Genomic DNA, 23371 nt, shown 5'->3' on the forward strand with positions numbered 1-23371 from the left:
GGAGGCGATGAGAAAACCGCATGGAGCCTCAGCCCGCCGTCAAACACAAGCCTGCTCGGGGCGAAAAGCGTACGGCCTCGCCTCGCCTATCGATTGACTTCCGTCAGCTCGTGACCCGCCCCAGCCACCGGTGCCAGTTCTCCTCGCTGCCGTTGAAGACGTTGAGGTCGATCTTGCCGTCCACGCCGTGCGAAAGGCCGGAACCGGAATACTGCCAGAACAGCCACTTGCGGCCCGGATAGACCTTCGAGGGATGCTGGGCGACGGCGCGCAGCCAGAACGGATAATTGGTGAATGCGCCCTGCAGGTTGTCCTTGTAGAAGTCCGGGGCGGTGTAGATGACCGGGCGCTTGCCGTAATGCTTCTCCAGCATGTCCATGAAGACCTGCATCTTTTCCAGGACCCGCTCGCGGGACGGACGCCTCTTGCAGCTCGAGTCGCCGTTCCACTCCACATCGATGACCGGCGGCAACGCGTCCGGGTCTCTCGGAACGTTACGGATGAACCATTCGGCCTGCTCGCTGGCCACACGGCACCAGTAGAAGAAGTGATATGCGCCGCGCTTGAGGCCCGCCTCCTTGGCCCGCCGCCAGTTCGTCTTGAACATCGGGTCGAGATGGTCGCCGCCATCGGTCGCCTTGATATAGGCGAAGTTGGCGCCCTGGGTTCTCAGCTTCGCCCAGTCGATCTCGCCCTGCCAACGCGATACGTCGACGCCGTGTACGGCATAATCCTTCGGCGTGACGCGGCCGAAATTGATCGGCTTGGCGTCACGGAAACGATGGCGGTAGACCTGCGCTCGGCCGCGCGGTCCGCGCTCGGCCGTCGGATTTTCAGGCGCCAGGAATGCGACGGGCCTTTCGATCGGCACCGGCATGCCGACCATGGTCGGCATCGGCGCGAAAGCCTGCGGCTTGGGAATCGGTCCGGCAAGCGCTGCAACTTCCTGCGCTGGCGGGCTCACCGGTGCGGGCGGCATTGCGATCGCCATTCTCTCCCCCACGTCCGCAACCGGAATAGGCGCAACGGGCGTCGTGGAATTGGTCACTTCCCGCGACGGCAGACCGGCCATCAGGCTTTCGGGGCCGGAACTGGAAGTGCAGCCCGAAAGGGTCAGGCAGGCGAGAAGAAGTGCTGGCACAGCCGATGAACGCATGAGACCCCGTACGCAAGACAAACCGAGTTATGGAACCCCGAGTCGCCGGGGACCGCCGTGAGGAATTGCTAACGGGAAATTACCAAGAAATGCTGAATCCAATCTTTACGTTCGAAAACGATGCGCCGTCACCGCAAAGAAACAATCGCAGCGGCGATCGAGCGGGTGAGGCGCCGGAACCTGATCGCTTTTGGAGAAGACGAGAATCGAAAATGCCGCCGGTGCTTGCCGGCGGCGTTTCTCATGAAGCTTGGAACAAGCTCAGATTTCGGACTGCGATTTCACGATCCGCGAAACGAGGCCGTATTCCTTGGCTTCTTCGGCCGAGAGCCAGTAATCGCGGTCGGTGTCCTTGGCGATCTTTTCGATCGGCTGGCCGGTCGCCTCCGCGAAGATCCGGTTCAGGCGCTCGTTCATCTTGATGATCTCGCGAGCCTGGATCTCGATGTCGGAAGCCATGCCGCGCGTGCCGCCGGAGGGTTGGTGAAGCAGGAAGCGCGTGTTCGGCAGGGCGATGCGGCGCTCCTTCGGAGCTGCGACATAGATCAACGCGCCGGCGGAAGCGACCCAGCCCGTGCCGATCATCCACACCTTCGGCTTGATGAACTTGACCATGTCGTGGACCGAGTCGCCCGATTCCACGTGCCCGCCCGGCGAGTTCACATAGATTCGGATGTCGTCGTCGCTGGCGGCGGCAAGCGCCACCAGTTGCGTATTGACCTTCTGCGCCAGTTCCTGCGTGATCGGGCCATAGATGAAGATCGAACGCGACTTGAAAAGGTTCGCCTCCGTTTCCTTGCCGAGCGGCAGTTCCTTCGTCTTGTCGTCTTCGTTCTCGTCGTTCATCACGGTCTCCTGCATGGGATTCATGTATGGGACATAATGCCTTCTCAGCCGTAAAACAATGGAGCGCGATAGCCAAGCCCGCACGTTCCGAAGAGTAAGGTGAATGATGCGGTGGCCGGACCCGCGCCACCCGAATCTCCCACTGCCACAATGCGGAATTCGGCGGCAAATGCCAGCAGCGATAGGCGATGACATCGACTTTGCGCAATTGCGGTCATCCCGTGATTGGGGCAGGATGCCGTCGTTGAACATTGAGCAGGATCGAACCTACGCTCATGCTGACGGGCTCATGTCATTGCGGCAAAACGGGCTGGACGCTCAAGGGCGATCCGGGCTCCATCACTGCTTGCAACTGCACGCTCTGCCGCCGATACGGCGCTCTGTGGGCCTATGATTACGAAGGAGAGCGTATCGCGATCAGAGGTGAGACCGCCTCCTACACCCGCGCCGGCAAGGACAAGTCGTCTCTCGAAATATTGTTCTGCCCATCCTGCGCCTGTGTATTGAGCTGGCGCGGCTTGCGACTTCAGGCGGATGGGCGCCGGCGCATGGCTGTCAACTTGCGGCTCGCACCGCCCGACCTCGTTCAGTATCTCCCCATCGATCATTTCGACGGCTTGGACACTTTTGACGATCTTCCTTCCAAAGGACGTTGCGTGCGCGATCTTTGGTTTTGAACCCATGCTGCGTGTCCGCTTCGGGCCGAAAGTCCTCACGCTGGCGTTTGCTTCGCAAACTTACCAAAATGTAAGGGATTCCAGCTTTGAAATGCCGGAATTGCCGCCTACCTCCTTGACCATGGCAACACCCTCAAGGAGGCAACAATGTCACCGGAAGAACGCCAGCTCCTCACCGCGCTTTTTGACCGTATCCGCACCGCCGCCGCCACGCCCCGCGACGCTCAGGCCGAAAGCCTGATCGATCAGGCGACCCGCGAACAGCCCTATGCCGCCTACTATCTGGCACAGGCCGTCATCGTCCAGGAAAAGGGGCTCGAGGCCGCGGCGAACCATATCAAGGAACTCGAGGAGCGCATCCGTCAGATCGAGGCCCAGGATAGCGAACACCACCACGCCGAACAGGGCGGCGGCTTCCTGAACTCCATCTTCGGCTCCAGCCAGCCGCGCGATTCCGTTCCCCAGCCGGGCCCCTGGGACAGCGGCTCCCGCCAGGACCTCCGCCCCAGCCGCGAACAGGAGACTGCCTACCGTCAGCCCCAGCCCACCGGCCCGTGGAACCCGCAACCCAGCGCGCCCTCGGCGGGGGGCAGTTTCCTGCGCGGCGCGCTCGGCACCGCTGCCGGCGTGGCGGGCGGCATGCTGCTCGCCAATTCGCTTTCCGGCATATTCTCAAACCACATGAATTCGCTCGGCTGGGGCTCGCCTCTTGCCGGCGGCAATCCCTTCGGCAACGGCCCGACCGAAGAAACCGTCGTCAACAACTACTATGGCGACGACGCAGTCCGGCAGGCGGCCGATGACGGCAACACGGATGACGGCTTGCAGCAGGCCGATGACGACAGCGACGACCAATCCGACTTCGGCGACGACGATCTCGGCGGCGACGACACGATGGACGTGTGACGTTACCTCCCATTGAGAAGGAGGGGAGGAACAGCAACGGCGCGGCGCCTTACCTTCTCCCCTCGGGGAGAAGGTGGTCCGAAGGACCGGATGAGGGGGGCCTAAGAGGTTGCCGTGACGACGGTTAGAGAGTGGAATATATCACCCACGCCCTCTATACGTCGGCACGCCCTGCTCCGGCAGCCACACGCCGGCCGGCGCCTCGCCCGTTTGCCAGAACACGTCGATCGGGATGCCGCCGCGCGGATACCAGTAGGCGCCGATCCTCAGCCACTTCGGCTGCAGCAGGTCCACGATCCGCTTGGCGATGTAGACCGAGCAATCCTCGTGGAACGCGCCGTGGTTGCGGAAGGAATGCAGGAAGAGCTTCAGCGACTTCGATTCCACCAGAAATCCGTCCGGAATGTAATCGATGACGATATGCGCAAAATCCGGCTGCCCTGTCATCGGGCAGAGCGAGGTGAATTCCGGCGCGGTGAAGCGCACCACGTAATCCGTGCCCTGGTTGCCGTTCGGCACCTTTTCCAGTACCGCCGCCTCCGGGCTCTGCGGCGTTTCAACCTTCGAACCGAGCTGCGAAAGGCTCGATACGTCCGTCATCGTCATGATGGTGTTCCTTCCACTTTTACCTTCTGTCCATGGGCGCGCTCGCCTTCGGGCTCCACATGGATCGCCAATGTGGCGCCGGGAATAACCGCTTTGATCGCGTCTTCCAAGCGGTCGCAGATGTCGTGCGCATCACCGACGCTCATGTCCGCCGGCACGACCAGATGAAAATCGATGAAGGCCGCCGCCCCCRCCCGCCGACTCTTCAGATCATGCACGCCGAGCGCGCCCTGCGAATTGGCGGTGATCGTCTCGCGCACCGCCGCCTCCTCGTCCGGCTCCAGCGCCTTGTCCATCAGCCCGCCGAGCGAATGGGAGATCACCTTGTAGCCCTGCCACAGGATGTTGAACGCGACGAGGATAGCCAGCAGCGGATCGAGGATCGCGTAACCGGTGAAGACGGCGAGGATGAGGCCGACGAAGACGCCCGCCGAGGTCACGACGTCCGACATGATGTGGTGCCCGTCGGCCGTCAGCGCCGGCGATCGATGCGCCTTGCCGGCCCGGATCAGCGTCGTCGCCCAGACCGCGTTGATGACGGCAGCTATGGCGTTGATCCCCAGGCCGAGCACCGGCGCATCCAGGAGCTTCGGGGCGAAAAGCGCGCCCCAGGCCTCCTGGATGATCATCAGCGCCGCGACCACGATCAGCACGCCTTCGACCACGGCGGAAATGTATTCCGCCTTGTGGTGCCCGAACTGATGGTCGTGATCGGCGGGCCGCTGCGCATAGCGGATGATGAAATAGGCAAGGAGGGCCGCAACTACGTTGACGAGGGATTCCATCCCGTCCGAAAGCAGCGCGACCGAGCCGGTCACCCACCAGGCGAGCATCTTCAGGCCCATCACTCCGATCGAGACCGGAATGCCCCAGAAGGCCAGCCGTTCGACGATTTTCGTATCCCTTGCCACGGTTTTCATCCTTATGCGCATGCGAATGATTTGCAGGAGCCAGGCTCCAAAACGCCGAAACCGCCGGAGCGAGATCATCTCGCTCCGGCGGTTTCGGATGGCCGTGCATATGGATCAGGTAGGGCTATTTGTCAAAGGGTCGGCGATTTACCCGAAGATCACCGCCATCTGGATCGTGTCGATGAAACGGCCGTCGATCTTCACCGCGTCGCGGGCCAGGCCTTCGCGCACGAAGCCGACTTTTTCGTAGAGCGCGATCGCACGCGGATTGTCCGCATGCACATGGAGTTCGACGCGGTGCAGGCCAAGTTCGCGGGCGGCATCGAGGGCCGTCGTGATCAACCGCTTCCCCAGCCCCTTGTCGCGATAGCCGGGAATGATGCCCATGCCGAGCGAGCCGCGATGCGCATGGCTCGGCCTGCCCTCGCGGCGGATATCGCACCAGCCGACCACGTCGCCGTTCACGACCGCCACGAATTGCGGATGCCCGTTCTCGATCATGTCGAGAACGAAGGCGCGCGTTGATTCGAGCGGCGGCGCTTCCAGAAAGGTCAGGTATCTCCGCTCCCGCGAGACCATATCGAGAGCCCTGTGAAAGCTCTCGATATGTTCCTCGCGGATAGGCTCGATTGCGATGTTTTCGACCATCACCTCACGCCGCCTTCGTCTCGCGCTTGCGCGCCAGATGCGCCACGACGTTCTCGATCATCCGCATGCCCGCGTCGCCGCCGAGCGTCATGATCGATTCCGGGTGGAACTGCACCGCCGCGACCGGCTCCTTGACGTGTTCGATGCCCATGATCGTCCCGTCCTCGCTTTCGGCGGTGATCATGAAGTCAGGATCGAGCGTCTTCGGATCGGCGAAGATCGAGTGATAGCGCCCGACCGTCACTTCCTTTGCAAGACCGGAGAAGACGATGCCCGGCTCCAGCACGCGGATACGCGATGGCTTGCCGTGCATGGGAATGGCGAGATGCCTCAGCTCCCCCCCATAGGCCTCCGCCAGTGCCTGCAGGCCGAGGCAGACACCGAAGATCGGAAGGTGTCTTGCCCTTGCCTTTTTGATCGTCGCCTTGCAGTCGAAATCCTGCGGATTGCCGGGACCGGGCGAAAGCACGACGAGATCGGGATCGAAACGGTCGAACACTTCTTCCGGCACCGGCGTGCGCACGGTCGAGACCGTCGCTCCCGTCTGGCGGAAATAGTTGGCAAGCGTGTGGACGAAACTGTCCTCATGGTCGACGAGCAGGATCTTCACGCCCTGCCCGACACGGGCCACGTCCCGGCCGGCCTTGGCGGCATTGCCCGTGCGGGCGTCGCGAATGGCAGCAATCATGGCGGATGCCTTCAGTTCGGTTTCTGCTTCTTCCTCATGCGGATCGCTGTCGTTGAGCAGCGTCGCGCCTGCCCTGACCTCGGCGATGCCGTCCTTGACGCGAATGGTGCGCAGCGTCAGCCCCGTGTTCATGTCGCCGTTGAAGCCGACCATGCCGATCGCCCCGCCATACCAGGCGCGCGGGCTCTTCTCGTGGTTCTCGATGAAGCGCATCGCCCAGAGTTTCGGCGCACCCGTGACGGTCACCGCCCAGGCATGCGACAGGAAGCCGTCGAAGGCATCCATATCTTCCCGAAGCCGTCCTTCGATATGGTCGACCGTGTGAATGAGGCGCGAATACATCTCGATCTGCCGCCGGCCGATCACCTTTACCGATCCCGGCTCGCAGACGCGGCTCTTGTCGTTGCGGTCGACATCCGAGCACATGGTGAGTTCGGACTCGTCCTTCTTCGAGTTCAGGAGCTTCAGGATCTGCTCGCTGTCGGAAATCGCATCCTCACCGCGCTTGATCGTGCCGGAAATCGGGCAGGTCTCGATGCGCCGGCCCGACACGCGCACGAACATCTCCGGCGAGGCGCCGATCAGGTATTCCTGATGGCCGAGATTGATGAAGAAGGAATAGGGCGACGGGTTGATCGCCTTCAGCCGGTTGGAAATCTCGGAAGGCTTCGAGTCGCAGCGTTCCATGAACTTCTGGCCAGGCACCACCTCGAAGAGGTCGCCGCGTCGAAAACTTTCCTTCGCCCGTGTGACGAGCTCGGCATATTCGCCGGGCTTGTGGTCGCCCTTCGGCGGGATGATGTCGGTGCGCTTGAAGGGATCGGGCGCGATCTCGCCCGCCTTGCCGTCGGTCGTCGCGCCATCCTTGGAAAAGTCGTAGCGGTCGATCCAGGCCTTGGCCGCATGGTGATCGACGACGAGGATTTCGTCCGGCAGATAGAGTACCATGTCGCGCTGGTCCTCAGGCCGTGCCATCGAAAGCTTGATCGCATCGAACTGGAAGGCGAGGTCGTAGCCGAAGGCGCCGAACAGACCGATCGCCGAATCCGCGTCCGAATGGAAGAGATCAACCACGGCACGCAGCACGGAGAACACCGTCGGCATCTTGGAGCGCTCTTCCTCGGTGAACACGCGAGAAGGCTCGTTGACGGTCAGATCCAGGCGGCGCGCGGTTCGGTTTCCAAGAGTGATCTCCGCAACGGTCCGCAGCCTGTCGGCGACGAAGCCCAGCAGCACTTCGCCGCGTTCGTTATAGGCTTCTATCCAGACCTTGCGGCCATTGCAGGAAAACCCCAGCGGCGGATCGACGATCGCGGTATCCCAGCGGGTATAGCGGCCGGGATATTCGTAGTTCGAGGAGAAGACCGCACCGCGCCGCTCGTCGAGCCTATCGACATAGGAGGAGATGGCGGTGGCATAATCGGCCGCGCGCCGCTGCCGGCTGACGGTAATCCCGCCCCGCGTCTCGTAGGTCTCCGAACCGTCATCCCGAATGATCGTTACCATATCTGCCTCTCCGATCCTGTTCGTTTGCCGCAATGCCCGGTCCCCTTGCGGCCAACAAAAAAGCCGCCTCGGTTCTCGGGCGGCTTTGTGTCGTCTTGTCGATGGACATGACTGGTCAAGGCCGCGCGAAGCGTGCCCACCACCAGTTGCCGATGTTCATCGAAATCGTCATGGGCGGAATTGTTAGCGTGGGTCTTTAAAACGCGCAAGCGAATTTCTTGCCACTCCGGATGCGACCAAACCGGCTTTTGTGCGTTTGCCTCTCCCGGCAACAGCGAAAAGGAATGAGCATGCGGCGATCCTGGTTGGCACTTGTGTTCGGCATCCCCCTTCTGATGAGTGCCAGCCTGCCCGCAAAGGGCCCCCTTCCAGCCGAAAAACCCGGCGCGCGAACCGAGGCGCCGGAGCCCGCCAGACCGACGGACACTCCGTCCGAACAACCGGCCGCCGAGACCGTTCCAACGCCCGAGCCGAAACCGGAAGCACCCCCGAAGGAGGAGCCCGCCCCCAAGGAAGACTCCGGCACCGAGGCCAGCCCTCTTCCCGGCAAGGAGAAGGATGACAAGCAGCAGGCGGAAGCTCCAGCACCTCCGCCGCCGCCTCCCCTGGAAAAGGAAGACCCCGCGGAACTGAGGGCCTGCCTCGCGGAACTCACATCGCTTGGCACGAAGTTCAAGCCCTTGAATCGGATCGACGACGGCAATGGCTGCGGCATCGAACAGCCGGTCGAAATATCCGAGGCGCTGCCCGGCATTTCGCTGGGTGGAGCGGCCATGCGCTGCAAGACGGCGCTCGCCATGGCCCACTGGCTGAAGGATACCGTCCAGCCGTCCTTGAAGATCGCCATGCCGGACCGCAGGATCACCGGCATCGTGCCGGGCTCGACCTATGACTGCCGGCTGCGCAACGGCGCCTCGACAGGCAAGATTTCCGAACACGCGCGCGGCAACGCCATCGATGTCGCCGCCTTCAAGCTCGACAACGGCGAGACGATGGAGATGAAACCGCGCGCGGAGGACTCTACTATGGAAGGCGCCTTCCAGCGCACCGCCACGGCGGGCGCCTGCCTGCACTTCACGACCGTGCTTTCTCCCGGCAGCGACGCGGCGCATCAGGATCACCTGCATCTCGACGTGCTGGAGCGGAAGGACGGGTACAGGTATTGCCGGTAGAGCATCGCACCTCATCCGCGTGCCAGTACCTTCTCCCCGTTTTCACGGCGAGAAGGTAATATGCCGCACCGTTTCTACCCTCTCGAACCGTCAGACATGGCATGTCCCCTCTCCCCGCGTGCGGGGAGAGGGTTAGGGTGAGGGGCAAGAGCCGCGAATACAGGCAGGACTGAACCTCAGATCACGAGCCTCGACCGGCTCATTCAACCGCCCAGTCAGTATAGCGACGACGGTATCCAGCACCGGCGTCATCTCCATCAGCACATCGACATTCCAGAACCGCACGACCGACCAACCTTCCGAATTCATGAACTGGTCGCGCCTGCGATCGTAGTGATTGTCGGCATGCTGACTGCCATCGACTTCGATTACGAGCCGCATTTCTCGACATGCGAAATCCGCGAAATATGGACCGATCGGGAATTGCCGGATGAACTTGAATCCATTCAACCGTCGCCCGCGAAGCTCACCTCAGAGTCTCGCCTCGGCGTCATTGTCCGACTGCCGCAAGGAACGAGCTCGCGTCGTCGTACTCGGCTTCGCTCCCCGCATTTGCCCCTCATCCGCCTGCCGGCACCTTCTCCCCGCTCGCGGGGAGAAGGAAATATGCCGCAACGGCCTGCCTTCAAGCAACCTATTCAAGAAGATGAGGGCAGATTGGAGACACCCCTTAAAACAGCCCTTCCACATGCCCCTCGCCGTTCAGGAAAATCCGCTCCGCGGAAGGAACGCGCGGCAGGCCGGGCATGGTCATGATCTCGCCGGTGATCGCGACCACGAAGCCTGCGCCAGCCGAAAGCCTGACCTCGCGCACCGGCACGATATGCCCCTCCGGCGCGCCGCGCAGGTTGGGATCGGTCGAAAACGAATACTGCGTCTTGGCCATGCAGACAGGCAGGTGCCCGTATCCCTGCTCCTCCCACGTCTTCAACTGGTCGCGCACCGCCTTGTCGGCCGTCACCTCGCCCGCATGGTAGATCTTGGTAGCGATCGTCTCGATCTTCTCCATCAGCGAAAGATTGTCCGGATAGAGCGGCTGGAACTTCGCCTGGCCGCTTTCCGCAAGCTCCACCACCTTCCAGGCAAGCTCCTCGATGCCCGCCGAACCTTCGGCCCAGTGCCGGCAGAGGATCGTCTCCGCGCCGTGTCGCGCGACATAATCCATCACCGCATCCACCTCCGCCTGCGTATCGGACGTGAAATGGTTGATCGCGACGACCACAGGGATGCCGAATTTGCGGACGTTGGCGATATGCCGGCCGAGATTGGATGAGCCGCGCTTCAGCGCCTCGACGTTCTCGGCACCGAGGTCCTCCTTCGCCACTCCGCCGTTCATCTTCAGCGCACGGACGGTCGCGACGATCACCGCCGCGTCCGGCTTGAGGCCGGCCTTGCGGCACTTGATGTCGAAGAATTTCTCCGCCCCGAGATCCGCCCCGAAGCCCGCCTCCGTCACCACGTATTCACCGAGTTTCAGCGCCGTCTTCGTGGCGATCACCGAATTGCAGCCATGTGCGATATTAGCGAAAGGGCCGCCATGCACGAAGGCGGGATTGTTCTCCAGCGTCTGCACGAGGTTCGGCTGCATGGCGTCCTTGAGCAGCACGGTCATAGCACCGTCCGCCTTCAGATCACGCGCGAAGACCGGACTGCGGTCCCGCCGGTAGCCGACGATGATGTCGCCGAGCCGCCGTTCGAGATCGCGAAGATCGGAGGCGAGACAGAGGATCGCCATGACCTCCGAGGCGACCGTGATGTCGAAGCCGCCCTCGCGCGGAAAGCCGTTGGCGACACCGCCGAGCGAGGCGACCACCTCGCGAAGCGCCCGGTCGTTCATGTCCATGACGCGGCGCCAGGGAATGCGGCGCACGTCGATATCGAGCGCATTGCCCCAGTAGATATGATTGTCGATCATCGCCGCCAGCAGATTGTGGGCGGAAGTGATCGCATGGAAATCGCCGGTGAAGTGGAGGTTGATATCCTCCATCGGCACGACCTGTGCATAGCCGCCACCGGCCGCCCCGCCCTTCACCCCGAAACAGGGCCCGAGCGAAGGCTCGCGCACGCAGACGATCGCGCGCTTGCCGATCCGGTTGAGACCATCCACGAGCCCCACCGTCGTCGTGGTCTTTCCCTCGCCGGCCGGCGTCGGGTTGATGGCGGTGACGAGGATGAGCTTGCCGTCCGGCTTGTCGGAAAGCGAGGCGATGAACTCGGCCCGCACCTTCGCTTTGTCGTTCCCATATGGCGCGAGCTGGTCCGCCGGGATGCCGAGCTTCGCGCCAATCTCCGCGACCGGCTTGACCTTCGCCGCCCGCGCGATCTCGATATCCGATTTGACCTCCGCCATGTTGCGCCCTCCGCTGACTGCTTCTGAATATCGGAGGAGTTCCAGAGTGTGAATAGCTTCACTCCATTGAAGTGTTGCGCTTTCGCAACGTTCATTAACTTGACTAAATTTGTCAGATTCAAACTTGACTGAAACACCCAAGATTATTTAACTCCCGAAACTGTCTCCCGCTTCAGCGGAAAGACAGTCGAAACTGCGTGCCATGCGGCATCCTGCGAAGCTGGCACTATCCATTGAATTTGAGGGTCTAATGGGCTGGGGATTATCACCGCGCGCGCGCCTGCTGAACGGAACGGCTGTTGTCGTCCTGCTATCCGTCTCGGGTTCCGCCATCGCGCAACAGGCAACCACGAACGAGGCACCCGCTGCTCAGGGTACTGTTCTCGAAACGATCACTGTCCAGGCAGCGAAGCAGGGCCGCGTCGCGGCCGCGCCGCAGACCCAGACGACCGAGCGCCCAAAGCTCGAGCAGCGCATGGTCACGGACTTCAAGGATTTCGCCCGGCGCGTCGATGCCGGTGTGAACTTCAACAACAACACCAACAGCATCAACATCCGCGGCCTGCAGGACAACCGGGTTCTGACCACCATCGACGGAATCCGTCTCCCTTGGCTGACGGATCCGCGTAGCAGCGCTCAAGGCGGCGTAAACTCGTTCGATTTCGATAGTCTCTCGGCGGTGGACATCACCAAGGGCGCCGATTCCAGCCGCTTCGGTTCCGGCGCGCTCGGCGGCGTCGTCGAATTGCGCACGCTCAATCCGGAAGACCTGATCGAAGACGGCAAATCCTATGGCGCGCTGGCCAAGACGACCTATGACAGCGCCGACCAGAGTGTGGGCGGCAATGCTGCGGTCGCCGGTCACTTCAACGATAGCTGGCTCCTCGTCCAGGGCGGCTACAAGAAGGGCCACGAGATGGACAACAAGGGCGAGATTGGCGGTTACGGTGCGACCCGAACGGAAGCCAACCCCGCCGATTTCGTACAGAAGAATCTGCTCGTCAAATTCCACCAATACCTCGAAGGCGGTCACCGCTTCGGCCTTACCGGCGAAATGTACGATCGCGATGAAGACATCGACAACATGCGCGGCTCGACGAGCAGCTATCGGGCCGGCTCTCTCAAAAGCGGCGAAGACGTCAACCGCAAGCGCATTTCCGGCTCCTATGACTTCATCTCGCCGGATGGCACCGATTGGGTCGATCAGGCAAGCATCACCGCCTATTGGCAGAAGGAGCGCCTGAACAACACGACCGACGGTTTCCGCCTGGCCAACCCGGCATACGCGCGCATTCCACGCGCGGCGGCCCTCTACTACCTGCTACCCACCGGCGTTTACAAACGCGACAACATGCTGGAACAAACCTCCTACGGCATCACCGGTAACGCTTCCAAGGAAGTCGAGCTTGGCGGCGTTGCGCACGAATTCCGCTTCGGCGGCGAGCTTTACTGGCAGGACACCCACCAATATTCCTGGGGGCAGGATAATTGCCCGGATGTCGACTGGTCGACCATTCCGATGCCTTTCGGTCCGCAAGCCTGCCGCATGCTGCATTCGAACGCATCCGACATGCCGGATGTCGATAGCGTTGCCTTCGGCTTCTATGTGGAAGACGACATCAAGTTCATGGATGATCGCCTGACGATCACTCCCGGCGTCCGCTTCGATTGGTATAAGCACGATCCGAAATCCACGGCCGCCTACGAGGACAGCCCGAACTTCGATACCGCCTACCTGCAGTCGACCGACGATTTCGGCGTCTCCCCCAAGCTTCGCGCCTCGTGGAAGGCAACCCCTGAACTGGAGCTCTACGCCCAATACGCACGGGGCTTCCGCGCACCGACCGTGCTGGAACTTTACCAGAACTACGGCGCACCGGGTTCCTACGCCCGTGTCGGCAATCCGGAGCTTGAGACCGAGACCAGCAACGGCTTTGAAATCGGCGCGCGCTATGCGGCGACCGACTATGCCGTCTCGGCCACTGTCTTCAACAACTACTACCGCAACTTCATCGACACGGTGATGCTCGCTCCTCCCGGCGGCGAATATCCGATCGGCGGCGTGACCGGTTACGACAATCTCGATCGCGTGCAGATCTATGGCATCGAACTCAGCGGCGAGTGGCGTTTCCAGGAGAATTGGCGCACCTGGGGTTCGCTCGCCTGGACCCATGGCAAGAACACGGATACGGATGAATATCTGAACTCCGTGGCGCCGCTGCGTGCCATCGTCGGGCTAGGCTATTTCACCGAGACCTGGGGAACCGACGTATCGCTGACCATGGCGGGCGCCCGAAACAAGGTGAGCGGCACGGGCTTCAAGGCTCCCGGCTACGGCATCGTCGACGCCACCATCTGGTGGGCGCCCGAACGGATCGGCGATATCGACGTCTCCGGCCTCAAGATCCAGGCCGGCGTCTTCAACATCTTCGACAAGAAGTATTGGGACGCCGTCAGCGTGCCGGACGGCACCTCGCTTGCAAGCCGCGATTTCTACAGCGAAGCCGGACGCTCCTTCCGCGTGTCCATCACAAAGAAGTTCTAAGCATCCTCTTCGTACAAAGCCGAACGCCGCATCTCCTCCGATGCGGCGTTTTGCGTTGCCGACAGCGTCTTGCCCCCGTCACGATCGGCGATTAAGAGGCTGCGGCCCCGAAAAGAGGGTTGGATGACGTCAACAAGGGAAAATCCATGAAATCGCTGGAACTGCTGATCGAGAAGATCATTCTTTCAAGCCGCTGGATTCTTGTCGCCTTCTATCTCGGCCTGGTGGCGGCGCTGGCCGTCTATGCGCTGTCCTTCGCGCTGAAATTCGTGAAGGTGGCGCAAAATGTCTTCACGGCCGACGAGGCCGACATGATCCTGGCCATGCTCGGCCTCATCGATGCCGCGCTGGTGGCCAGCCTCATCGTGATGGTGATGATCTCGGGATACGAGAACTTCGTCAGCCGTTTCGATGAAACGGAAGCGGACGTTTCCTTCCTCGGCAAGCTCGATGCCGGCAGCCTCAAGATCAAGGTTGCCTCCTCGATCGTTGCTATCTCCTCGATCCACCTGCTGCAGATCTTCCTCAATGCCAACCAGTACAGCGATGCGAAGCTGATGTGGTACACCATCATTCATCTCGCCTTCGTGGTTTCCGCCGTCATGCTCGGCTGGCTGGAACAGATCATGGCGAAGACGAAGGGTAGCAAGGACGCCGGCAAGATCTAGCTTCGCATTCTTTCTAAAAAAGCTGCAAAGCCCGGCCATGCCGGGCTTTCTTTTGCCTTCCTGCCTCCTCCGAAGGTGAATGAAACGGAAGACGACCTGGACGATCCCCAACCTGTCCGCGGCCGCTCAAAGGTGATTATTTATCACAATCTCGTGGAGCCTGCAGCTCCAAGGTAAATTCCGCTGGCTATCGGGGGCAAATGATATATTTGTTAAGGATAACATAAATGCATATCAGTTTTAGGCTAGATGATATCCCTCGAACGGCAGACGATCCTCAGCAGCGAGATTTCCGCTGCCGACTCCCGGGTCGGCATACTTGCTGCTTTGAAGCGGATAGCTTTTGAATTCTCGTTCGATCACGTAACGGTATTCAAGGCGCCGCGCCGTGATGAGATGCTGTTGTCTCCGCTGCTCATCGAGACGAACCTGCCGGAAGATTATCTGAAGGAATTCGACCGCCAGCGCCTGCTGCGCCGGTCGCCGGCGGTGCGCAGGCTCACAGAATCCGGCGTCCCCTTCTGCTGGTCGATCGACGAGAAGAACGATGATCTCGCCGTTCCCGAGCCGATAGTCGAGCTGCAGCGCCGCTTCCACATGCCCACTCATCTCGCAATGGGGCTGACCTCGGTGGACGGCGAGCGCTTCGCGCTTCATTTCGCCGGGTCGCGCCACCTCCCGAGGCAGGTGGAAATCAACGAGCTCACCATGCTCTCCCTGCAGGCCTTCGACGTTTTCGACCGGATTCGCCGCAGCAGCCGCGCGAATGTTTCGGGCCTGTTGAGCAGCCGCGAACTCGAAGTCGTCCGCTGGACTGCGCAAGGAAAGACCTCCGTGGAGATCGGCCGCATCCTGTCGCTCTCCGACCATACGGTAAATGCCTATATGACCAATGCGATCAAGAAGATGGATTGCGTGAATCGCACGCAATTGGTAGCAAAGGCGATCAGGTTGAAACTGATCGTATAAGGATTGGGGACAGTATATCCCCATCCAGTGGGGAGATATCGATTGCCGTTATGGCTTGAATTCACCCGGGGAACAAAGAACAGACAGAATGAAGCCGTAGGTTTGAGCGATGCGGAGGTTGTGGAACTTGCCACGGCCTTCCGGCCGTTCGGCTTCTGGCGCTTCGATATCGATAGCGGCCACCTCTTCGGCTCCGAGGACGTCAGCCATATCTTCGGTCTCGATCCGCATGACGGCCCGATGAATCTCGTGGCCGTCGGCGCCCGCATCCATCCAGACGACATGCCGCTCCTGATGGAAACCTTCGAGCGTGCGAGCGCCGGGCGGCTGACCTACCACAACATCTACCGGGTCAGGAACAATGCGGACGGATACAAGTACGTCCGCACGGTCGGCAAGTTCCGCGAAAAGCCCGGCACGGCCGGAGAGGTCGTCGGCATCACCTACGAATTCTTCGAGCGGCGGCCGGGGGTCAGTTTTTTCCTGGATGACGCGCCGGTGGATGATTGAGCGGGCGCCGGGTCCGGATGCGACACGCACTTCGAACCCGGCTCCGCCAGTCTATCGATCCAGGACGGAGCGCACTTCCACCAAGTTCGACCGCGCGCGCAGGATGTAGAAGCCCATCGTGGCCAGATGCGTCGGCATGATCCAGCCGTCTTCCCGGCCGTTCGAGATAATCGCCGGCTGGATGCGCAGCGCCGCCTGGAACTGCGCCAGCGTCTCGGTCCAAAGCGGGCCGAGATTACGCTCGCGAATGACCTGGCTGAAATCGGCGCCCGCCGCTGAAAGCACCGCGTAATACCCGTAAAGCTGGCCGTAGGCGAACCAGAAGCGGTCGTCGGCGCGGGTGTCGAACCAGCCGGCATTGTAGTGCTCGGAGCGCTCTCRCAGGATGGCCGAAGTTCCGCCGAGATCGTTGGCGATCCGGTCGATGAACTGGATGAGGTTGTCGGCCCGGCTGTCGAAGGTCGCATTGCAGGTGGCGAGGTCGCGGTTGAACTTGCGAAGCTGCTCGATGGCGCTGCGGTAGTAGCTCGGCGTCGGCGTCTTCGGCCCGAACGGATCTAGCCCGAAATACCAGGAATATTCGTCGAACTGCAGATTGCCGCGCGCATCCTGCAGGTCCTTGTTGACCCCGGAAGTGCCTCGTACTCGGCCCAGCGTGTCGACGAGCTCCACGGAGGTGCGGCGCACCACCTGGTTTACGCCGCGCTGGAAGGAGGCCTTGTTGTCGAGGAAGGGCGTATTGTCCCAGTCGATCCCGAACAGGCCCAGCCGGTAGAGCAGCATCGAGGAAATCCAGGCATTCTGGTTGACGTTGACGTCGGTGAGGTCCGCCACTACGTCCACAATTCCGGATGATTGGCATTGCCGTGCCGCAGGCGTTGCGGCGGCCGGCGCGTCCGGGCTTGCCGGAGCCGGTGTCGTCAGTTCCTGCCCGGCGGGCACCGTGCGTTCCGAGAAGCGGTAGCTCTCGACGAAGTTCGGATTGAAGCCCGTCCACACCTGGGTCTGGACGAAGAAATAACCATAAAGGCCGATAAGCAGCACGAGCGCCGCCAGGATCGGCCCCTTCACCATCCAGTGGCGGCGGGCGTACCATCCATGCGCGGCCATGAAAGGCCAGCCGAGCCACGCGAACAGCAGCCCGAACCCTCGCCCGATCGCCTGCAAAACCCGTCCGAAAAACTGCTTTATCGAATCCAGCATGGATTGCCCCCGGTTGGTCCTGCACCTTCAGGTAATGGGCCTTTGCGCCCTTGTCGAGTTAAGCTTGTCGTGGTGGGCATCGAAACGGCTGTGAAACGTCTGGTCGATCAGGTTGCGCCGCCGCTCGATCTCGCCGATCGACAGCATGCCTTTTTCCGAAAGCGCCACGAGCGGCGCGATATGCGGCCACGCATTGGCAGCCTCTTTCGAAGACGGCATGGTCTGATTCGCAGCCGGCCGCAGGGCATCCCGAAGCACCAGCGCGCGCTCCGTTTCGATCACAAGCTTGTTGATGAGCGCATTGACCGCGCCCACGCTTTCGTTCAGGGCGTCGATGAAATTCTGGAACAGCCCGGCGAACCGGAAGAACACGGCGGCTGCCTGCGGCCCCGAGCGGGCGTCACCCCCTTCCGCCTGCAGCAGTTCTTCCAGCGCTTCGCCGCGCTGGTCGATGAAGCGGTTCAGTTCCGCCTCGGAAGCCTTCCGGCGCTCGATGAGGAATTGCCGATGCTCCCCGGCCAACCCAAGGAGCATGTCCAGATCAGCAAGGCATGTCTCGATCCCGTGATCCAGCGAAAGCCGCCGCCAACGCGTCTCCCGAGCGCGATGCGCGGCGGATGGGGAAAGGATTGCGAGATACCATTCGTAGCGGTTCGGCGTGTCGCGATTTTCGTAGGCCGCGAGGCTTCGGTCCAGAATATGGGAAAGCCGGGCGGCGAAGCGGGCAAGCCGCGCTTCGGCTTCCCGTTCATGTTTCAGCATTTCGGCAATACGGCTCTCTTCGGCGTCAAGCATCGCCTCGTTCGTCATGCGGAACTTGTCCGCGGCCTTGGCGAACGCCGCGGCGGATTGCTCCACGGCCTCGCGCATTGCGGCCAGAAGCTCACCGATAGCCTGGATCTCAACATCGCCCGCCAGCTGCCTCGCCATGCATCCTCTTCCTCACCCTCGGCGAATAGATAAAGCCGTCTCGGGAATTTGCCACGACGTTTCGGCTGAATCCAACCGCTCAGTCGCAGCGCATCTTCTCTTCCCAGTGACGCCGGCAGAGCGAGACGTATTTCTCGTTGCCGCCCACCTCGACCTGGGCGCCCTCGCGCACCACCTCGCCGGCTTCGTCGACCCGCACCACCATCGTGGCCTTGCGGCCGCAGAAGCAGATGGTGCGCACCTCGCGCAGCTCGTCGGCGATCGCGAGCAGCTCCAGCGAGCCCGGAAAGAGTTTCCCCTGGAAATCCGTCCTGAGCCCGTAGGCCATCACCGGTATGCCGATTCGATCCGTGATTCGCGCGAGCTGCCAGACCTGTTCGGGTGACAGGAACTGCGCCTCGTCCACGAACACGCAGGCGATCGGCTCCTCATTGTGCATCCCGGCGATGATCTCGAACAGGTTGTCGGCCGCCGTGAAGGGAGTGGCATCGGAGGAAAGCCCGATCCGCGAGGCGACACGGCCGGCGCCTGCGCGGTCGTCCAGAGCCGCGATGAAGATCGCGGTGCGCATGCCGCGCTCCTGATAATTATAGGATGCCTGCAGGAGCATGGTGGACTTGCCTGCATTCATCGTCGCGTAGTGAAAATAGAGCTTGGCCATGTCCGTCTTCTGAAACGGCCGAACGCGGGAGAAAAGAAGCCTGTGGCGATAACCACAGATTTCCGCTCGACCTCACCCCCCAAAAGGCTGATCATCGAAAATGTCGCAAATTGCGGTGATCGCACGCCGCGAATGCGCGCGCTTGCCTGATTTCAGCATATATTGATAATGGCCAGGGAACAAAAAAAGGGAGCCGCATCATGCGCATGACGAAAACGTTGAAGATCACGCTCGCAGCCGCCGTCTCCGCCCTGGCCCTGGGTGGCTCTGTGTCTGCGGCGGAACCGGAAGCCTGCGGCTCCGTCCGGTTCTCGGATGTCGGCTGGACCGATATCACGGCGACGACGGCCACGGCGACGGTGCTTCTGAAGGCTCTCGGCTATGAGACCGACGTGAAGGTTCTCTCCGTCCCCGTCACCTACAGCTCCCTGAAAAACAAGGATATCGACGTCTTCCTCGGCAACTGGATGCCGACGCAGGAAGCGGATGTGCGCCCCTATCTCGACGACAAGTCCGTCGAGTCCTACGGCCCCAATCTGGTCGGCGCGAAATATACGCTCGCCACCAATGCCAAGGGCGCCGAACTCGGCATCAAGGACTTCAAGGACATCGCCGCCCACAAGGATGAACTCGGCGGCAAGATCTACGGCATCGAGCCCGGCAATGACGGCAACCGGCTGATTCTCGACATGGTGGAGAAAGGCACGTTCGATCTCGGCGATTTCGAAGTCGTGGAATCCTCCGAGCAGGGCATGCTGGCTCAGGTGGCGCGTGCCGACAAGAGCGGTGAACCGGTGGTCTTCCTCGGCTGGGAACCCCATCCGATGAACGCCAACTTCAAGCTCACCTATCTTTCCGGCGGTGATGAGGTCTTCGGACCGAACTTCGGCGGCGCCGAGGTCTATACCAATGTCCGCGCCGGCTACACCGAAGAGTGTCCGAATGTCGGCACCTTCATCAAGAACCTGAAATTCTCGCTTCCCATGGAAAACGAAATTATGGGCGGCATTCTGAACGACGGCAAGGAACCGGAAGCAGCCGCCACCGAATGGCTGAAGGCCAACGGTTCGGCGGTCGAGCCCTGGCTTGCCGGCGTCACCACCCGCGACGGCCAGGATGGTCTTGCCGCCGTCAAGTCGAAGCTCGGCCTCTGACAGCCGTTCGAATGCCGGGGCGGTCCGCCGCCCCGGACCCTCGCCCTTTCTTCCTTTCTTGAGCGGACGTGTCTTCAGTGAATTGGCTGACCGAATACCGCATTCCCATCGGGCCTTGGGCCAAATCCTTCGTTGATTGGCTGACGGCGAACGGCGGCTGGTTCTTCGACTGGCTGTCGTCGGTCCTCTCCGCCGTCATCAATGGCCTGCTCTTCGTCCTGCAGTTCCCGCACCCGCTGATCGTCGTGGTGCTGATGACCGGCCTCTCCTGGCTGCTGCGCCGCTCCATCGGCGCCGCGCTCTTCACCTTCTTCGGCCTGCTCGTCATCATCAACCAGGGCTACTGGAAGGAGACGACGGAGACGCTGGCGCTGGTTCTCGCCTCGACCGCCGTCTGCATGGCGGTCGGCGTTCCGCTCGGCATCGCCGCCGCCCGCCGTGAATGGATCTACGGGATCATGCGGCCGATCCTTGATCTCATGCAGACGATTCCGACCTTCGTCTACCTGATCCCCGCCCTCATCCTCTTCGGCCTCGGCATGGTGCCTGGCCTGATCGCAACAGCGATCTTCGCCATCGCCGCGCCGATCCGCCTTACCCGGCTCGGCATCGTCTCGACGCCAGAGGCCCTGACGGAGGCGGCGGTCGCTTTCGGCGCCACGCCTAGCCAGGTGCTGCGGAAGGTGGAACTGCCCTATGCCATGCCGCAGATCATGGCCGGCCTGACGCAGACCATCATGCTCTCGCTGTCCATGGTGGTCATCGCCGCGCTCGTCGGCGCCAACGGCCTCGGCGTGCCCGTGGTGCGCGCGCTCAACACCGTGAACATCGCCCGCGGCTTCGAGGCGGGGCTCTGCATCGTCATCCTGGCGATCATCCTCGACCGGATGTTCCGCACATCGAAGGGAGAAGGCGCATGAGCGACGCGGTGACCTTCGGCAATGTCGATATTGTCTTCGGCAACAACCCGGAACAGGCTCTGCCGCTGGTGGACCAGGGCAAGACCCGTGACGAGATCAGCGCCGCCACCGGCATCGTGCTCGGCGTTGCGAATGCCTCGCTTTCCATCCGCGAGGGTGAAATCCTGGTGCTGATGGGCCTTTCCGGCTCCGGCAAGTCGACGCTCCTGCGCGCCGTCAACGGACTCGCCCCGGTCGTTCGCGGCAGCGTCAGTGTCGCGACGCCCTCCGGCCCGGTCGATCCCTACAAGGCAAGCGCCAAGGTGCTGCGCCACCTGCGCATGCACACCGTCTCCATGGTGTTCCAGCAGTTCGGCCTCCTGCCCTGGCGCACGGTTGCGGAAAACGTCGGCTTCGGCCTTGAGTTGGCGGGCGTCTCCGACGCGGAACGGAAGACGCGCGTCGGAGAGCAGCTCGAGCTGGTCAACCTGACGCAATGGTCCGGCCGCAAGGTGGGCGAGCTTTCGGGCGGCATGCAGCAGCGCGTCGGTCTTGCTCGCGCGTTTGCCACCGGCGCGCCCATTCTGCTCATGGACGAGCCTTTCTCCGCACTCGACCCTCTCATCCGCACCCGTCTTCAGGATGAACTTCTGGAGTTCCAGCGGCGTCTGAAGAAAACGATCCTCTTCGTCAGCCACGATCTCGACGAAGCCTTCCGAATCGGAAACCGCATCGCCATCATGGAGAGCGGACGCATCATCCAGTGCGGCACGCCGCAGGAGATCGTCCGGGCGCCTGCCGACCAGTATGTCGCCGATTTCGTGCAGCACATGAACCCGATCAGCATGCTGACTGCCGGAGACGTCATGCGCGCCGGCGTCACCAATGCCTCCGGCTCTGCCGGCGTCACCGCGACCGCGCGGCGCGATACACCGCTCGTCGATATCCTCGATGCGCTCTCGCGCCAACCGGGCGCCGTCGGCGTGGTCGATAACGGTTCCGTCGTGGGCACGATTTCCGCCGAGGAGATCATCGCCGGCCTCACCCGCCATCGACGCCGCTGAGATCGAAGACGTTCGGCTTTCCCCCTGCCCCGGCGGGTGCTATCCATCGCCCTCGAGAGGCGTCGAGCGATCGGCCCCTACTAATTCAGGGATCGATATTCAGGGAGCGACTGATGGCAGACAAACCGCAGGTCCTGCGCGAAACCGACGACGAGGCCCGCCGCCTGGCCCGCCTGCTGGTGCGCGGCGCCCGCTTCATGGCGCTTGGCGTCATCGATCCCGAAACCGGCTTTCCCTCCGTCAGCCGCGCCCTGACGGGCACGGATTTCGACGGCGTGCCGGTAATTCTGGTTTCCGCGCTTTCCGGCCATACCAAGGCACTCGCCGCCGATCCGCGCTGCTCGCTCATGGCCGGGGAACCCGGCAAGGGTGATCCCCTGGCACACCCGAGAATCACCCTTCAATGCCGAGCCGAGACCGTCGAGCGCGACACGGAGGATCATGCCCGCATCCGCCAGCGTTTCCTGGGCAGGCACCCGAAAGCCTCCCTCTATGTGGACTTTCCGGATTTCCGCTTCTTTCGCCTGCCTCCGCAGACCGCTTCCTTGAACGGCGGTTTCGGGCGCGCCTATGCGCTGTCGGGCTCCGATCTGCTGATCGAGGAGCCGGGAAACGGCCGGGAATGGCTGGAATTGCAGGACCGTTTGAAGGACATGACGGAGGCGGCGGCACTGGCGGCCGAACAGTGGGGAGCGGAAAAGGGAAGGCCCTGGCGCTTCGCGGGTGTGGACCGGTCCGGCGTCGATCTCGTCGGGGGCGATGTTCACTTCAGGCACGAGTTCGCAACCCCCGCGGCTTCACCAGGAATTGTCTTTGATTGTATTTCAAATGTCGCTAAAGTAATACCATTACCCGAAAATTAGGGATGTACAACCCAAGCCGCCTCCTGTTAACTTTTTGCCCGTTCAGGCTGGGGCGATTTTTGAAGCGGGTGCCCGCTTCTAGGGGAAGAACAAACATATGGACACCATGACACTATCCGAGCATTCGACGGCCGCTGCTGGCCTGTTGTCTGCTATGGCGAATCCGAAAAGGCTGATGATTCTCTGCTGCCTGGTACAGGGCGAAGTTGCAGTCGGCGCGCTGGCCACACGGGTTGGCCTCAGCCAGTCCGCCTTGTCGCAGCACCTTTCCAAGCTGCGTGCGCAGAAGCTGGTGAAGACCCGGCGTGACGCCCAGACCATCTACTATTCCAGCTCATCGGAACCGGTGTTGAAGATACTTCGGACGCTCGAAGAGATTTATTGCGCGCCTGAGCAGAAGAAATCCGAGGCGGCGTGATCGCCGTCTGGTAAGGCAAGC

At 61.9% G+C, this 23371-nt stretch carries 22 protein-coding genes and 1 pseudogene; 12 read left to right on the forward strand and 11 right to left on the reverse strand.

The features are described from left to right. Window positions 1–103: 103 nt before the first annotated feature. Window positions 104–1156 carry a GH25 family lysozyme gene (locus LCM4573_RS01400; protein WP_071004055.1) on the reverse strand — a complete coding sequence of 351 codons (1053 nt, stop codon included), beginning with the start codon at window positions 1154–1156 and terminating at the stop codon, window positions 104–106. Window positions 1157–1417: 261 nt separating this feature from the next. Next, complete coding sequence (locus LCM4573_RS01405) at window positions 1418–2110, reverse strand: ATP-dependent Clp protease proteolytic subunit (protein WP_407071710.1); 693 nt, start codon at window positions 2108–2110, stop codon at window positions 1418–1420. Between the two features lie 167 nt (window positions 2111–2277). Here LCM4573_RS01405 and LCM4573_RS27065 point away from each other — a divergent pair, with 167 nt between their 5' ends. Both LCM4573_RS27065 and LCM4573_RS01415 read left to right on the forward strand, forming a co-directional pair. After that, window positions 2278–2679, forward strand: coding sequence for a GFA family protein (locus LCM4573_RS27065; protein WP_083347273.1), 402 nt, complete (start codon window positions 2278–2280; stop codon window positions 2677–2679). A 147-nt stretch (window positions 2680–2826) separates the two neighbouring features. Continuing rightward, entirely contained in the window at window positions 2827–3585 is a 759-nt protein-coding gene (locus LCM4573_RS01415) for a DUF2076 domain-containing protein (protein ID WP_071004057.1), read from the forward strand. A 141-nt stretch (window positions 3586–3726) separates the two neighbouring features. Here LCM4573_RS01415 and queF read toward each other — a convergent pair whose 3' ends face one another. The 4 genes from queF to LCM4573_RS01435 all read right to left on the reverse strand — a co-directional run bounded on the left by queF (window position 3727) and on the right by LCM4573_RS01435 (window position 7944). Beyond that, a complete protein-coding gene (gene queF, locus LCM4573_RS01420; RefSeq protein ID WP_071004058.1) occupies window positions 3727–4191 on the reverse strand; it encodes a preQ(1) synthase in 465 nt (154 codons plus the stop codon). Then, on the reverse strand, window positions 4188–5111 hold the full coding sequence (locus LCM4573_RS01425) for a cation diffusion facilitator family transporter (RefSeq protein WP_071005114.1): 924 nt from the start codon (window positions 5109–5111) through the stop codon (window positions 4188–4190). The genes queF and LCM4573_RS01425 overlap by 4 nt, the downstream gene beginning before the upstream one ends. 138 nt (window positions 5112–5249) lie before the next feature. Then, the gene (locus tag LCM4573_RS01430; protein ID WP_071004059.1) at window positions 5250–5750 is read right to left on the reverse strand and encodes a GNAT family N-acetyltransferase; all 501 of its coding nucleotides are present in this window, start codon (window positions 5748–5750) and stop codon (window positions 5250–5252) included. 4 nt (window positions 5751–5754) lie between these two features. Next, a complete protein-coding gene (locus LCM4573_RS01435; RefSeq protein WP_071004060.1) occupies window positions 5755–7944 on the reverse strand; it encodes an anthranilate synthase in 2190 nt (729 codons plus the stop codon). A 290-nt stretch (window positions 7945–8234) separates the two neighbouring features. On the opposite strand from LCM4573_RS01435, the gene LCM4573_RS01440 reads away from it, so the two are divergent. Then, window positions 8235–9116, forward strand: coding sequence for an extensin family protein (locus LCM4573_RS01440; protein ID WP_071005116.1), 882 nt, complete (start codon window positions 8235–8237; stop codon window positions 9114–9116). A 132-nt stretch (window positions 9117–9248) separates the two neighbouring features. Here the strand turns inward: LCM4573_RS01440 and LCM4573_RS01445 are convergent. Continuing rightward, window positions 9249–9668, reverse strand: a pseudogene (locus tag LCM4573_RS01445) (endonuclease domain-containing protein). A 118-nt stretch (window positions 9669–9786) separates the two neighbouring features. Continuing rightward, window positions 9787–11466, reverse strand: a complete 1680-nt coding sequence (locus tag LCM4573_RS01450) for a formate--tetrahydrofolate ligase (protein ID WP_071004061.1) — start codon at window positions 11464–11466, stop codon at window positions 9787–9789. A gap of 250 nt (window positions 11467–11716) precedes the next feature. Here LCM4573_RS01450 and LCM4573_RS01455 point away from each other — a divergent pair, with 250 nt between their 5' ends. From LCM4573_RS01455 to LCM4573_RS01470, 4 genes are all read left to right on the forward strand, one after another. Next, window positions 11717–14011: a TonB-dependent hemoglobin/transferrin/lactoferrin family receptor gene (locus LCM4573_RS01455; protein WP_071004062.1), complete on the forward strand. Its 2295-nt coding sequence runs from the start codon at window positions 11717–11719 to the stop codon at window positions 14009–14011. Window positions 14012–14157: 146 nt separating this feature from the next. Further along, window positions 14158–14679, forward strand: coding sequence for a TIGR00645 family protein (locus LCM4573_RS01460; protein ID WP_083347314.1), 522 nt, complete (start codon window positions 14158–14160; stop codon window positions 14677–14679). Between the two features lie 249 nt (window positions 14680–14928). Next, on the forward strand, window positions 14929–15648 hold the full coding sequence (locus tag LCM4573_RS01465) for a LuxR family transcriptional regulator (protein WP_071004063.1): 720 nt from the start codon (window positions 14929–14931) through the stop codon (window positions 15646–15648). 120 nt (window positions 15649–15768) lie between these two features. Then, window positions 15769–16158 carry a PAS domain-containing protein gene (locus LCM4573_RS01470; protein ID WP_244505203.1) on the forward strand — a complete coding sequence of 130 codons (390 nt, stop codon included), beginning with the start codon at window positions 15769–15771 and terminating at the stop codon, window positions 16156–16158. Between the two features lie 51 nt (window positions 16159–16209). Here the strand turns inward: LCM4573_RS01470 and LCM4573_RS01475 are convergent, their stop codons facing one another. From LCM4573_RS01475 to LCM4573_RS01485, 3 genes are all read right to left on the reverse strand, one after another. Then, window positions 16210–17361, reverse strand: a complete 1152-nt coding sequence (locus tag LCM4573_RS01475) for a DUF2333 family protein (RefSeq protein ID WP_071004065.1) — start codon at window positions 17359–17361, stop codon at window positions 16210–16212. 27 nt (window positions 17362–17388) lie between these two features. After that, window positions 17389–18291, reverse strand: a complete 903-nt coding sequence (locus LCM4573_RS01480) for a hypothetical protein (protein ID WP_071004066.1) — start codon at window positions 18289–18291, stop codon at window positions 17389–17391. Between the two features lie 79 nt (window positions 18292–18370). Further along, a complete protein-coding gene (locus tag LCM4573_RS01485; protein WP_071004067.1) occupies window positions 18371–18952 on the reverse strand; it encodes a thymidine kinase in 582 nt (193 codons plus the stop codon). Between the two features lie 200 nt (window positions 18953–19152). Here LCM4573_RS01485 and LCM4573_RS01490 point away from each other — a divergent pair, with 200 nt between their 5' ends. The 5 genes from LCM4573_RS01490 to LCM4573_RS01510 all read left to right on the forward strand — a co-directional run bounded on the left by LCM4573_RS01490 (window position 19153) and on the right by LCM4573_RS01510 (window position 23350). Then, window positions 19153–20106 carry a choline ABC transporter substrate-binding protein gene (locus tag LCM4573_RS01490; RefSeq protein WP_071004068.1) on the forward strand — a complete coding sequence of 318 codons (954 nt, stop codon included), beginning with the start codon at window positions 19153–19155 and terminating at the stop codon, window positions 20104–20106. A 77-nt stretch (window positions 20107–20183) separates the two neighbouring features. Continuing rightward, window positions 20184–21026, forward strand: a complete 843-nt coding sequence (gene choW / locus LCM4573_RS01495) for a choline ABC transporter permease subunit (RefSeq protein WP_071004069.1) — start codon at window positions 20184–20186, stop codon at window positions 21024–21026. Beyond that, a complete protein-coding gene (gene choV / locus LCM4573_RS01500) occupies window positions 21023–22069 on the forward strand; it encodes a choline ABC transporter ATP-binding protein (RefSeq protein WP_071004070.1) in 1047 nt (348 codons plus the stop codon). The genes choW and choV overlap by 4 nt, the downstream gene beginning before the upstream one ends. 113 nt (window positions 22070–22182) lie before the next feature. Continuing rightward, the gene (locus tag LCM4573_RS01505; protein WP_071004071.1) at window positions 22183–22932 is read left to right on the forward strand and encodes a HugZ family protein; all 750 of its coding nucleotides are present in this window, start codon (window positions 22183–22185) and stop codon (window positions 22930–22932) included. A 97-nt stretch (window positions 22933–23029) separates the two neighbouring features. Then, window positions 23030–23350 (forward strand): helix-turn-helix transcriptional regulator, encoded by a 321-nt coding sequence (locus LCM4573_RS01510; protein ID WP_046794376.1) that lies wholly within the window; start codon window positions 23030–23032, stop codon window positions 23348–23350. Window positions 23351–23371: the final 21 nt, after the last annotated feature.

Origin of the sequence: Rhizobium sp. LCM 4573 (assembly GCF_001854865.1) — a bacterium.
Classification (GTDB): domain Bacteria; phylum Pseudomonadota; class Alphaproteobacteria; order Rhizobiales; family Rhizobiaceae; genus Neorhizobium.